The sequence below is a fragment of the Sphingomonas sp. GC_Shp_5 genome, from assembly GCF_026540855.1.
Lineage (GTDB): Bacteria > Pseudomonadota > Alphaproteobacteria > Sphingomonadales > Sphingomonadaceae > Sphingomonas.
On sequence record NZ_JALNUP010000020.1, the window covers coordinates 35,147 to 47,187 of the forward strand.

Annotated in this window: 11 protein-coding genes and 1 tRNA gene; 3 read left to right on the plus strand and 9 right to left on the minus strand. The window is 67.8% G+C overall.

The features are described from left to right. Positions 1–159 precede the first annotated feature (159 nt). The 6 genes from OXR60_RS15025 to infA form a co-directional block, all read right to left on the minus strand. On the minus strand, positions 160–2,241 hold the full coding sequence (locus OXR60_RS15025; protein WP_267396747.1) for a beta-L-arabinofuranosidase domain-containing protein: 2,082 nt from the start codon (positions 2,239–2,241) through the stop codon (positions 160–162). A gap of 81 nt (positions 2,242–2,322) precedes the next feature. After that, positions 2,323–2,398: transfer RNA gene (locus tag OXR60_RS15030), tRNA-Phe, on the minus strand. A 28-nt stretch (positions 2,399–2,426) separates the two neighbouring features. Next, positions 2,427–2,600 (minus strand): DNA gyrase inhibitor YacG, encoded by a 174-nt coding sequence (gene yacG / locus OXR60_RS15035; protein WP_267396748.1) that lies wholly within the window; start codon positions 2,598–2,600, stop codon positions 2,427–2,429. Further along, positions 2,597–3,544, minus strand: a complete 948-nt coding sequence (locus OXR60_RS15040; protein WP_267396749.1) for a ribonuclease — start codon at positions 3,542–3,544, stop codon at positions 2,597–2,599. The genes yacG and OXR60_RS15040 overlap by 4 nt, the downstream gene beginning before the upstream one ends. Then, the gene (locus OXR60_RS15045; RefSeq protein ID WP_267396750.1) at positions 3,537–4,124 is read right to left on the minus strand and encodes a nucleoside triphosphate pyrophosphatase; all 588 of its coding nucleotides are present in this window, start codon (positions 4,122–4,124) and stop codon (positions 3,537–3,539) included. The genes OXR60_RS15040 and OXR60_RS15045 overlap by 8 nt, the downstream gene beginning before the upstream one ends. A gap of 43 nt (positions 4,125–4,167) precedes the next feature. Further along, positions 4,168–4,413 (minus strand): translation initiation factor IF-1, encoded by a 246-nt coding sequence (gene infA, locus OXR60_RS15050; RefSeq protein WP_055844981.1) that lies wholly within the window; start codon positions 4,411–4,413, stop codon positions 4,168–4,170. Positions 4,414–4,640: 227 nt separating this feature from the next. On the opposite strand from infA, the gene OXR60_RS15055 reads away from it, so the two are divergent. The 3 genes from OXR60_RS15055 to OXR60_RS15065 are packed head-to-tail and all read left to right on the plus strand — an operon-like array spanning position 4,641 to position 7,623. Further along, a complete protein-coding gene (locus tag OXR60_RS15055) occupies positions 4,641–5,759 on the plus strand; it encodes an 8-amino-7-oxononanoate synthase (RefSeq protein WP_267396751.1) in 1,119 nt (372 codons plus the stop codon). Beyond that, on the plus strand, positions 5,756–6,376 hold the full coding sequence (gene bioD / locus OXR60_RS15060) for a dethiobiotin synthase (RefSeq protein ID WP_267396752.1): 621 nt from the start codon (positions 5,756–5,758) through the stop codon (positions 6,374–6,376). The genes OXR60_RS15055 and bioD overlap by 4 nt, the downstream gene beginning before the upstream one ends. Continuing rightward, positions 6,373–7,623 (plus strand): adenosylmethionine--8-amino-7-oxononanoate transaminase, encoded by a 1,251-nt coding sequence (locus OXR60_RS15065; protein WP_267396753.1) that lies wholly within the window; start codon positions 6,373–6,375, stop codon positions 7,621–7,623. The genes bioD and OXR60_RS15065 overlap by 4 nt, the downstream gene beginning before the upstream one ends. A 33-nt stretch (positions 7,624–7,656) precedes the next feature. On the opposite strand, the gene OXR60_RS15070 is transcribed toward OXR60_RS15065, so the two are convergent. The 3 genes from OXR60_RS15070 to nusB all read right to left on the minus strand — a co-directional run bounded on the left by OXR60_RS15070 (position 7,657) and on the right by nusB (position 11,506). Further along, on the minus strand, positions 7,657–9,822 hold the full coding sequence (locus OXR60_RS15070) for a sodium-translocating pyrophosphatase (protein WP_267396754.1): 2,166 nt from the start codon (positions 9,820–9,822) through the stop codon (positions 7,657–7,659). Between the two features lie 296 nt (positions 9,823–10,118). Then, the gene (thiL, locus tag OXR60_RS15075; RefSeq protein WP_267396755.1) at positions 10,119–11,024 is read right to left on the minus strand and encodes a thiamine-phosphate kinase; all 906 of its coding nucleotides are present in this window, start codon (positions 11,022–11,024) and stop codon (positions 10,119–10,121) included. Between the two features lie 26 nt (positions 11,025–11,050). Beyond that, the gene (gene nusB / locus OXR60_RS15080) at positions 11,051–11,506 is read right to left on the minus strand and encodes a transcription antitermination factor NusB (RefSeq protein WP_267396756.1); all 456 of its coding nucleotides are present in this window, start codon (positions 11,504–11,506) and stop codon (positions 11,051–11,053) included. Positions 11,507–12,041 lie beyond the last annotated feature (535 nt).

The window sequence follows — 12,041 nt, forward strand, 5'->3', positions numbered from 1 at the left end:
GACTGAAGCTCTAGCTAAGTGATGTGCAAGGGATGTGACGAAAACCGCATGTGCGCAAATTCTGCTCGATCCAGTCACTTTACCGGCATCTTTGCTAGTGCCGTGGGCGCTTGCGCGTTTAAACCGAGGCACCAAGCCAAAGGTTGATAAGCGTTCGTTTCAGAACCCGGCTAAGCGGTTCTGAATATCGGCGCGCGAGACAATCAACGCGGGTTGCTGCAATGAAGCAACGGCGGGAAAAGACGTTATGCGGAGTTTGGCGGCTCCATAAGGAACGAGCGTGATCTTCTCAGTCGAGCCAGCGGTTGCAGCGGGGAAGGGCGGAGGCGGTGCTGCAAAGGCGCCTTGGGCCTGCCACTTCGGAACGTGCCGCGCCTCGGTGGTGAGCCACGCTGCTGGTGCGCTCCGGCCAAACGGGACCGGCGGTATGGGGGCCTCTCCACGCTGAAACACCGCGGCTTGTGGCAGGCCGTAGTTCCAGGAGGTCGTCGGTTCCGTGCGCCAGTCCGCTGATAGGCCGCGCTGCCGGAGCTTGGTCCAGCGTTCGCCGATCGGCAACACATAGAGCAACGGGCCGTCAGCGACGCTGAAGCTGCCGTTGTACCCCGCCACGGTCGTCGGCCGCTGCGCGATGATCAACTCGACCCGGTCGCCGGCATGCCAAACTCGCGTTATTGTGACAAAGCCGGCTTGCGGCACAGCATCCAGCGTGCGGCCGTTTACGCGCAATAGGTACCCCGTCGCCCAGTTCGGCACCCGCAGCTTGAGCGGGAAGGAGACCGGGCGCGCCGGCGCCATGTGGTAGGCGAGGGTGCCGCGGAACGGGTAATCGGTGCTAGTTTCTATCGTGATGGGCACCTCGCCCACGCTGGTCGACAGCCGGGCCGGTGCATGCACTACCGCGGCCAAGCCGCCATCGGCGGTCGCCATCCACGTACTGCCGAGCAGCTTGGGCCAGCCTTGGTGAAAGTTGGCGGTGCAGCAGCCAAAATGCGGCTCCAGGCCGAACATGTTCGCCTGATCGCCGTTGCTCGTCCAGGGACCGTGCTGGATGCCTGTGCGGATCTGATTGGGCTGCTGATCGTACTGATGCGACCACATGTCATCGGTAAAGGCGGCGGGCAGCGCGTTATAGGCGATGCGCTCGATCCGATCGGCGAGCGCACCATTTCCCGTGATCGCCAACGCCTGCTCAAGCGAGAACAAGGTCTCCACCACCGTACACAGTTCGACGCCCTGGCTTGGGTTGCGTCCGGCCAGATGCTCGTCGGCGGCGAACATACCGGTCGGCATGCCATGATAGCGGTCAAGCTCGGCCAATTGGTGAAACACTGCGTCGCGATCACCAGGGTCACCGGAAATTAGCGACCAGACCGGCGACGCCTTGATCCCCATCGCATTGTTGACGCCGTGGGCAGAAAGGGCGGGGTCGCCAGTACCGCCGATATCGCCCTCCGGTCGCAACACCAGCCCGATCTCCCGCGGCGTGACTTTGGCGGTGAACGGGAAGGCGGCGAACATCGCTTTCCAGTCCCAGCCTTGCCGCCGAAGCAGATGAGCAAGGTCGATCAGTCTGGGATCGCCTGTGCGATTATAGAGCCATATCATCGCGACAAGTTGGTCTTGCCAGCGGAACCGACCCCAATCCTTGAGCGGGCGTGTAGGCAAAGCGGCGAGTTGATGATGGAAGTAGGCGGTCATCAGCGGAACCACACGGGCATCGCCAGTCAGGTCGTGATATTGCATCAGCACCTTGAGCATGACCATGCGCGGCCACCAATCGTCGTTCGACGCGGGGCCAAACATGCCGTTCGACTGCCTGCTCGAAAGCGTCCAATCAATGAAACGCTGCGCCTTGGCCTTCAATATTGGATCATCGAGCGCCCAGGCGAGAGGCAGCAACCCATCAAGAAAGTAAGGACCGCGTTCCCAACTTTCGCCGCTGCCGCCGAGCCAACCGCTGTTCGGGCCCAGATCGGGCCAGAACTCATCAAGCCGTCCGCCCATGCCGCGCGCTTGGATCTCCAGCTGTCGCTTCAACCAGCCTGCCGGGCGGACGGAACCGGTCGGCAGGGGCAGGAAAGGCTGCGGTGCAAGAGGCAAACGGTTTTGCCCGGGCACAGCCGGCCGCGATACCGGAATTAGTGCTGCAGCCGGCGCGTCGGCGAGCAGCATGCCAAGCGTGCCACCGGAACTGGTCAGCAGGAGCTGGCGACGGCTGAGCGCAAGTGATCCATGCATGGTACCCCGTCTAGCGGGCTCTCAAGCTGGTGGCGAGATGATGCGGCGGGGTCAGGTTGCGCCAACATCAAGTTTTGGAAGTGGTGCCCGGGGACGGGGTCGAACCGCCGACACTGCGATTTTCAGTCGCATGCTCTACCAACTGAGCTACCCGGGCTTGCCGAACCGCGTTCGGAGGTGCGCCTTTAGGCGGCGCCATCGCGCCTGTCTAGCCCGTCTTCGTCGATCGCCGGCCCGGGGATACGATAACCCTCGCCGAGCCACTGCAGCAGGTCGCGGTCGCGGCAGCCGCGCGAGCAGAAGGGCGTGTGTTCGGCGGTCGCCGGCTTGTCGCAGAGGGGGCAGGGCTTGGTGGTCATGCGCTTTCCAATAGGGGAGCAACGCCAGTGCGGCGGGCGAGTGCCGCAAGCCAGGCGGGGCGGGCGTGCAGATAGGCGTAGACCGGCGCCGCTAGGCGGTGCTGGCGCGGCGCACCTACCGGGACCCGCTCCATCGTCCGCAGCGCGGCGCGTGCGGCGGCGCCGACCGGATCGGCGCGGAGCCCTTCGGGCAGCGACGCGCGGGGACGGGGACGGACGATCTGGAGGAAGCCGAAGCCGTTCACCGCGGTGCGCTCGAACGGCATTGGCAGATGCGTGTCGATCATGTCGGCGACCGCCAGGCGTGGCGCCTTGCCCGCAAGCGTCGGAAAATCGATCCCGATCGAGCCACCAACGGCGTGGCGACGGATCGCTTCGGCAACGGCGCGTGCCGCGGCGAGCGCGAGTGATTCGAGGGGCGGCGGGCCATCGACGTCGAACAAGGTCATCGCCGGCGTCGGGCTCATCCGCAGGCTGCCGAGCGGGAAGGCGATCTCCCCCGACGTTGCCTCGTCGAGCAGCTCGGACCAGCCCGCCGCTTCCAGCGCATCGGGCTGGTGGGCGAGCACGTGGCGCACGGGGTGGCCGGACGCGGTGAGGCGCGCGAGCAGATCTGGGCCGTCGGCCGGCGGCGTCGCGGGATCGACGGCCACCGCGCGGGGTGGCTTGGCGCGGCCGGCTTCGGGAAGCGCCTCGCGAACGATCTCGACGGTGAGGGTGGCGCCCTGGGTGATCCCCGCCGGCACGCGCGGCAGCAGCAGCTCGGTGCCGCCAAGGTCGAGCCGCCCCGATCGTCCGGGCAACACCTCGACCAGCTTGGCCCGGGCGACGGTGCCGAGCCGCAAGGCGCCGTCGAGCTCGATCGCCGCCTCGATGATGCGATCATCGTCGACCAGCGCGGCACGGGATTCTCCGATCCCCGCCTCGTACAGCCACTCAGGCAAGCGGCAGCCCGGCAGCCTTGAGCAGCGCGCGCGTCTCGAACAGCGGCAGGCCGATCACGCCGGAATGGCTGCCATGGAGGAAGCGCACGAACGCCTCGGCGCGCCCCTGAATGGCGTAACCCCCGGCCTTGCCAAGACCTTCGCCGCTGGCGACATAGGCGTCAATCTCGGCCTCGGCGAGCGGCTTGAAGGCGACCACGGTGTCGGCGAGCCGGGTGCGAGCCTTGCCGGCTGCATCGACCACGCACACCGCCGACAGCGCATGATGGCGCCGCCCGGAGAGCGCGCGGAGCAGGTCGCGTTGGATGTCCTCGGTCAGCGCCGGCGGCAGGATACGGCGGCCGAGCGCGATCGTGGTGTCCCCGGCGATGACGATCTCATGCGCGCCACGCTCCACCGCAGCGGCCTTCTCCACCGCCAGTCGCAGCGCGTAAACGCGGGGCAGTTCGCGAGGACGGGGATCTTCGTCGATGTCAGGCGCGGCGATGCGCGCCGGCTCCACGCCGAGGCGCGCGAGCAGGTCCCGGCGGCGCGGCGAGGTCGAGGCCAGCACCAGCGTGGCGGAGGGATCATCGGTCACGAGCAACAATCCGCGTCAGACCGGATTATCGGATCGGGCGTGATCAGGACGGTCCGGGACCGCCGCGACCGGGCATGAAGCGGTAGGTGATCCGCCCCTTGGTCAGGTCGTAGGGGGTGAGCTCGACCAGCACCTCGTCGCCGACCAGCACGCGGATGCGGTTCTTGCGCATCTTGCCGGCGGTATGACCAAGAATTTCATGGTCGTTTTCGAGCTGGACGCGGAACATCGCGTTGGGGAGAAGCTCCACCACACGCCCACGCATTTCGAGCAGTTCTTCCTTGGCCAAACAAAACCTCTTTTCGGATGTACGAAATCGGCGCGGGCCTTAGCGGACAAGGCCGCAAAAGGGAAGTCGCGCGCGGATTTCACCAGCAAGATGGGGAGTAGGATGCGCCGCCACAACCGCCGCGGCCACGATCCTTACCAGAATCGTCGGCCCGGCCGCTGCCACGGTGCGCCCGGCCGTAGCACAAGCGGGTCGGCAGCGGTGCAGAAGATCGCTAGGGCGCACCGATGCCGCTGATGCCTCACCTTGCCGATCTGGCCGAGCTCGCCGCGCGCGACCGGCGCCGTGCGTTGATGCCACGGGCCGGGATCGACTTCTCCTCCAACGATTATCTCGGCCTTGCCGGTTCGGCGCGGCTGCGCGACGCCGTCGCCGCGGCACTGGCGCGCGGCGTGCCGGTCGGCTCGGGCGGATCGCGGTTGCTGCGCGGCAACGACGACGAGCATGAGGCGCTGGAGGCGGAGGCGGCGGCCTTTTTCGGCAGCGAGGCGGCGCTGTTCTTCGCCAGTGGTTATGCCGCCAACACCGCGCTGTTCGCCACCCTGCCCCAGCGCGGCGACCTGGTGGTGTATGACGCCCTGATCCATGCCAGTGCGCACGAAGGCATGCGGCTGGGGCGGGCTAGCTGTGTCGCCGCGGCCCACAACGATGCCGACGCGGTGGCCGATGCGATCCGCGACTGGCGCAGGGCGGGGGGCACCGGCACGCCGTGGATCGCGGTCGAGAGCCTGTACAGCATGGATGGCGATCGCGCGCCGCTGGCCGATCTTCTCGCGGTCGCCGATGCGCATGACGGCATGCTGCTGATCGACGAGGCGCACGCCACCGGCGTGTTCGGCCCGGACGGGCGAGGTTTCGCCGCCGGGCTCGACGGCGGCGCCAACGTGATCAGCCTCCGCACCTGCGGCAAGGCGCTAGGCGCGGAAGGTGCGCTGCTGTGTGGCCCGGCAGCGATGCGCGAGTTCCTGATCAACCGCGGGCGTGGCTTCATCTTCTCGACCGCGCCATCGCCGCTGATGGCGAGCGCGGTGCGGGAAGCCTTGCGCATCCTGGCCGAGGAGCCGGAGCGGCGTGCGCGACTGGCCGGGCTGGTCACCTATGCCGAACAGGCGCTGAGCCGCTGCGGGGTGAGCGCCAGCGGGTCGCAGATCCTGCCGCTGGTACTGGGCGACGATTCCGCGACGATGCGGGCGGCGGCGGCGGTGCAAGCGGCGGGCTTCGACGTGCGCGGCATCCGGCCGCCGACGGTGCCGGCCGGCACCTCCCGGCTGCGGATTTCCCTTACCCTCAACATCGGCGAGGCGGAGATCGATGCGCTCGCCACCATTCTGGAGCGCGTGGTGTGAGCAATATCGTCGTCACCGGCACCGATACCGACATCGGCAAGACGGTATTCGCCGCCGCGCTGACCGTCGCGCTCGGCGCCTGTTACTGGAAGCCGATCCAGGCGGGCACTGACGACGGCGGCGACGCTGCGGGGGTGGAGCGGCTGGGCGTGCCCCGCTCGCGGATCATTCCCGAGGCCTATCGCCTGCGCACCCCTTGCTCGCCGCACCGGGCCGCGGCGATCGACGGCATCGTCATCGATCCTGCGCGGCTGGCGCTGCCCGCCGTCGACGGACCGCTGGTGGTGGAGGGTGCTGGCGGCGCGCTGGTGCCGGTGACGCCAGACCTGCTGTTCGCCGACCTGTTCGCCCGCTGGCAGCAGCCAGTGGTGCTGGTGGCGCGGACCGGCCTCGGCACGATCAACCACAGCCTGCTGTCGATCGAAGCGCTGCGCCGGCGCGGCATTCCGCTGCTCGGCGTCGCCTTCGTCGGCGAGGGCGTGGAGGACAGCGAGGCGACTATCGCGCGGCTCGGCGGGGTGCGCCGTCTGGGGCGGTTGCCGATGCTCGATCCGCTCGATTCCACCACGCTGGCACGGGCGTTCGCGGCCGGCTTCGACGTAGAGGATTTCCGATGACCTCGCCGGTGTGGCATCCATTCACCCAGCACGGCCTGGGAGAGCCGATCCCGCTGGTGACCCGAGCCGAGGGCGCCAGCCTGTTCACGGCCGACGGCCGCCGGATCGTCGATGCGATCTCGTCTTGGTGGGTCACCACCCATGGCCACAACCATCCCCGCATCGTCGCCGCAATCCGCGACCAGGCCGAGCGGCTCGACCAGATCATCTTCGCCGGCTGGACCCATGAACCGGCCGAGGCGCTGGCGCGGGGGCTGACCGCGATCATGCCGCCCGCCTTGTCCCGGGTGTTCTTCTCCGATTCGGGATCGACCAGCGTCGAGGTCGCGCTGAAGATGGCGCTTGGCTATTGGCTGGCGCGCGATGAGCCGCGGCACCGCATCCTCGTCATGGAGCATAGCTATCATGGCGACACGATCGGCGCGATGTCGGTCGGCGCACGTGGCGTGTACAACCAGGCCTATGCGCCGCTGCTGTTCGATGTCGGCACCATCCCCTATCCCGCGGCGGGGCGGGAGCAGGACACGCTCGATGCGCTCGAGCGCGCCTGCGCTGCCGGACCGGCGGCGTTCATCGTCGAGCCGCTGGTGCTCGGCGCCGGTGGCATGCTGTTCTACCCGGCCTGGGTGCTCGCCGAGATGCGAGCGATCTGCGCGGCGGCGGGCGTGTTGTTCATCGCCGACGAGGTGATGACCGGCTGGGGGCGGACCGGCACGCTGCTCGCCTGCGAGCAGGCCGGCGTGGTGCCGGACATCCTCTGCCTCTCCAAGGGGCTGACCGGCGGCGCGGTGCCGCTGGCGGTGACGATGGCGACCGAGCCGATCTTCGCGGCGCATTACAGCGACGACCGCGCCAGGATGTTCTTCCACTCGTCGAGCTACACCGCCAACCCCATCGCCTGCGCCGCCGCCACCGCCAATCTGGCGATCTGGCGCGACGAACCGGTGCTCGAGCGGGTCACCGACCTTGCCGGGTGCCAGGCGGCGGGGATCGCACGGCTTGCCAAGCTGCCCGGCGTGTCGGGCGCCCGCCGGCTCGGCACCATCGCCGCGCTCGAGATCGGCGGCGAGGAGGGGGCTTATCTGTCCGCGCTGGGCCCGCGGCTGCTCGCCTTCTTTCGCGAACGAGACCTGCTGCTGCGGCCGCTCGGCAACACGGTCTATGTGATGCCGCCCTATTGCATCGACGCGGGCGATCTCGACCGGGTCTACGATGCCATCGGCGAGGCTTGCGAGGCCATGGCCTAGCCGTGTCCCCCGGCCTCAGCCGGGGGAGAGCCGTCAGTGCGCCGCGAGCGCCGCGAGCAGCAGCAGGGCGACGATGTTGGTGATCTTGATCATCGGGTTCACCGCCGGGCCGGCGGTGTCCTTGTAGGGATCACCCACCGTGTCGCCGGTGACCGCCGCCTTGTGGGCGTCGGAGCCCTTGCCGCCGTGGTTGCCGTCCTCGATGAACTTCTTGGCATTGTCCCAGGCACCGCCGCCCGAGGTCATCGACAGCGCCACGAACAGCCCCGAGACGATCACGCCGAGCAGCATCGCGCCCAGAGCGGCGAAGCCCGAGGCCTGGCCCGCCACCGCGGTGATGATGAAATAAACCGCGATCGGGCTGAGCACCGGCAGCAGGCTCGGCACGATCATCTCGCGGATCGCGGCGCGGGTGACGAGATCGACGGTGCGGGCGTAATTGGGCCGGCTGGTGCCCTGCATGATCCCGGGATTGTCGCGGAACTGGCCGCGGACCTCCTCAACCACCGCCCCGGCGGCACGGCCGACCGCGGTCATCCCGAAGGCGCCGAACAGATAGGGCAGCAGCGCCCCGAGCAGCAGGCCGACGATGACATAGGGGTTGGACAGGCTGAAATCGACCGTGACGTCGGGGAAATAGGTAGCGAGATCATTAGTATAGGCGCCGAACAGCACCAGCGCCGCCAGCCCCGCCGAGCCGATTGCATAGCCCTTGGTGACCGCCTTGGTGGTGTTGCCGACCGCGTCGAGCGCATCGGTGCGGGCGCGGACGTCGTCGGGCAGCCCCGCCATCTCGGCGATGCCGCCGGCATTGTCGGTGACCGGGCCATAGGCATCTAGCGCGACGACCATGCCGGCCTGGGCGAGCATCGCGGTGGCGGCAAAGGCGATGCCGATGATGCCGGCGAGCTGGTAGGTGGCGACCACCGCGACCACGATCACCAGCGTCGGCAATGCGGTCGCCTCCAGGCTGATCGCCAGGCCCTGGATGACGTTGGTGCCATGGCCAGTCTCCGAGGCCTTGGCGATGCTGCGCACCGGGCGGTGGTTGGTGCCGGTGTAATATTCGGTGATCCAGACGATCAGGCCAGTGACGGCCAAGCCGATCAGCATGCACCAGAACAGATCCATGCCGGTGAAGCTCGCGAGCGTGCCCGCGGCGGTGGTGGTCGGCGCATCAAGGCTGGTGGTGAGATCGTCGCTCACCGCATCGAGGAAGCCGGCGCCGCCGATGGTGCGGTTGAGATCGCCGAGCACGTAGCGGCTGGCGAGGTAGATCGCCGGAATGGAGAGCAGCGCCGAGGTCCAGAACCCCTTGTAGAGCGCGCCCATGATGCTGCCCTTGCCGAGCCGGACCATGTAGGTGCCGATGATCGAGGTGATGATGCACACCCCGCCGACGAGCAGCGGCAGCGTCATCAGCCGGGTGAGCTCGGCGGCATCGGCGCGGATCAGCAGCGCGATCGAGATCATCGTCACGCCAAGGGTGACGACATAGGTTTCGAACAGATCGGCGGCCATGCCGGCGCAATCGCCGACATTGTCGCCGACATTGTCTGCGATCACCGCGGGGTTGCGGGGATCGTCTTCGGGGATGCCGGCCTCGACCTTGCCGACCAGATCGGCGCCGACGTCGGCCGCCTTGGTGAAGATGCCGCCGCCGAGCCGGGCAAAGATCGAGATCAGCGAGGCGCCGAACGCCAGCGCGGTGAGCGCCTCGACGATGATGCGATCGTTGGGCGCATGGCCGGCGGGGCCGGTGAGATACCAGAAGAAGCCGGTAATCGAGAGCAGGCCGAGGCCGGCGACGAGCATGCCGGTGACCGCGCCCGACCGGAACGCCATGGTCAGCCCGCCCTGCAGCGAGAAGCGCGCAGCCTCCGCGGTGCGGACGTTGGCGCGCACCGAGATGTTCATGCCAATGTAGCCGGCGAGCCCCGAGAGCAGTGCGCCGATCACGAAGCCGATGGTCGAGGTGACCCCCAGCGTCAGCAGCAGGATGGCGGCGACGACGACGCCGACGACCGCGATGGTGGTATATTGGCGGCCGAGATAGGCCTTGGCGCCTTCCTGGATAGCGCTGGCGATATCCTGCATCCGGGCGTCGCCCGGTGAGGCGCGCAGCACCTGCTGGCTGGTGATGAAGCCATAGACCACGGCGATCGCGCCGCAGAGGATGGCGATGGTGACCACGGTCATGCTCGCGTCCTTCTCCTGTTGGGCGCGGCCGACGTGTTCCCGGCTCGCGCGGAAGGTGAGGCTATGGCGCGTCGCGGGTGGGCGCAAGCCATTCGGACCGGGCGGGTCGCGCGGCGCGTGAAACCCGCGGAAAACCGCCGAAGGTCATACTAAAGTCTCACCTACGCGAGGGTGTTATTCAGGTCCCCATGGCGGGGAAAGAAAGAGCGCGGGTGGTTCACGACCCGCAGCGAGGCTGGCAGAGTCGGCGGCTGTAGGACAGCGGTAAAATCGGGATCAGTCCGGGCTGGCGCATTTCAGCGCTGGTGCTCGTAACCCAGGCGCACCGGCAGCGGCACTGGCTCGCCGGCCAGATGGAGGTGCAGGCCGTCGCCGCGCATGAACCGACCGAGGCGGGTAGCGGCGACCGGCGGGGGCGTGTTGGCGGGCATGGCGAACAGCAGTTCGTAATCGTCGCCGGACGAGGCCGCGGCCAGCCGTGCGTCCAGCGTATCCCCGGCATGGGCGCGATAGGCGTCGGACAGCGGCACCACGGCGAGGTCGAGCTCTACAGCCAGTCCACTTGCGGCGCCCATGCGAGCTGCGTCGATCAGCAATCCGTCCGACACGTCCATCATCGCATGGGCGATGCGGCCGAGAAGCCGGCCTTCGGTAAGTCGTGGCTGCGGGCGGCGGTAACGCTCGGCAAGCGCGGCGGGGCCTTCTCCGCCCTGCGCCACCGCGAGGCCGAGACCGGCGTCGCCGATCGTGCCGGTGACCCACAAGGCGTCATTCTCGCCGGCGCCGCCGCGCGGGGGCGCGGGCGTGTCGCTGCCGAAGGCGGTGACGGTGAGGAAGCGCGGCGCGCCGGCGGGAAGGGTGACGGTATCGCCGCCGAGCAGCGCGGTGCCGGTGGCGGCGAGCACCGTGGCGAGCCCCTCCAGAAAGGCGCGATCCCAGCCGTCGTCGGACAGCGGATAGTTGAGCAAGATGCCTTCGGGCTTGGCGCCCTTGGCGGCGAGATCCGACAGGTTGGTCGCGACCAGCTTCCAGGCGACGTCCTGCGGCGTGTCGTCGGTGAGGAAGTGGATCCCCTCGACCAGCGTGTCGGTGCTCACCACCAGCGGGCCACCGGCGAGCCGCGCGACATCGTCGCGCAGGCCGCGCGCGGCGGGGTGCAGCGGCAGCGCGCGCAAGGCGGCGAGGAAATCGGCTTCGGTCATGGCCCTGGTTGCCGGCGAGCGCAGGTCTAGCGGCCGACGTCCTTGGCGATGGCGTCGAGCAGGCCGTTGACGAAGCCCGCCTCGCGGCGCTCGTAGAAGGCGTGGGCGACATCGACATATTCGCTGATCGTCGCGCCGACCGGCACGTCGGGGCGCGCCATCAATTCATAGGTGCCGGCGCGCAAGATCGCCTTCATCGGCTTGTCGAGCCGGGCAAGCGTCCAGCCTTTGGCGAGCTTGCCCTCGATGGCGAGATCGATCTCGCCCGCGCGGGCGGTGGTGCCCTTCACCAGATCGTCGAAGAAATCGAGATCCGCCTCGGCATATTCGACCTCCTCGATGATCGCGCCGAGCCGGTGGTTGTGGAATTCGTGGAGCAGCGCGGGCACCGCAGTGCCTTCCATCTCATGCTGATAGAGCGCCTGGACGGCGGCAAGACGGGCGGCGGCGCGAGCCTGGGTGCGGGCGGTGGTACGGGACATCGGCGGGGCATGTAGGCTCAAGCGGCGGTTTCGTCACTCCCCTTTGCCTCAGGAGCCTTGCCTCAAGCAGCTCAGGCGCGAAATCAAGTCCAATGCGATTGGAACATCAATAGCTGCCATTCAGTTCCAAATCGCGTTGTCGCGCCCAGTAACCATTTTTCCACCCAGGCAACGTACCGGTCTCCTAATGTGGTCGCCGAGTTTTTCAGCTGAATCCCTAGTTCAGCCATCTGTGCTTCGTGCAAACCGGCGTCGCCTTTTCGATGCCATGGCGGTACCCGTATATGGAGCGTTGGCCTTAGCAGTGCTGATTGTAGCTCTGGCGCTGGCAAGCGGCCGGTTTGATATTGATCGCGGCCTTCTCGACGACGGCATAGCGTCGACAGTGTTCTTCCTGATGATTGCTTATGCGATGCGTTGGTTGGGATTTGAGCGCCTTGCGACCGGCGTGGAAATGATGATGCTGTCGGCAATTATACCGATTGCGATGGCTTTCTGTTCACTGGTGCTTGCCTCGTCCGCGTGGCCCATGCGT

Coding starts and splice junctions, on each gene's coding strand:
- OXR60_RS15025 (WP_267396747.1), bottom strand. CDS start 2,241: ATGCATGGATCACTTGCGCTCAGCCGTCGCCAGCTCCTGCTGACCAGT.
- yacG (WP_267396748.1), bottom strand. CDS start 2,600: ATGACCACCAAGCCCTGCCCCCTCTGCGACAAGCCGGCGACCGCCGAA.
- OXR60_RS15055 (WP_267396751.1), top strand. CDS start 4,641: ATGCCGCTGATGCCTCACCTTGCCGATCTGGCCGAGCTCGCCGCGCGC.
- OXR60_RS15065 (WP_267396753.1), top strand. CDS start 6,373: ATGACCTCGCCGGTGTGGCATCCATTCACCCAGCACGGCCTGGGAGAG.
- OXR60_RS15070 (WP_267396754.1), bottom strand. CDS start 9,822: ATGACCGTGGTCACCATCGCCATCCTCTGCGGCGCGATCGCCGTGGTC.
- thiL (WP_267396755.1), bottom strand. CDS start 11,024: ATGACCGAAGCCGATTTCCTCGCCGCCTTGCGCGCGCTGCCGCTGCAC.
- nusB (WP_267396756.1), bottom strand. CDS start 11,506: ATGTCCCGTACCACCGCCCGCACCCAGGCTCGCGCCGCCGCCCGTCTT.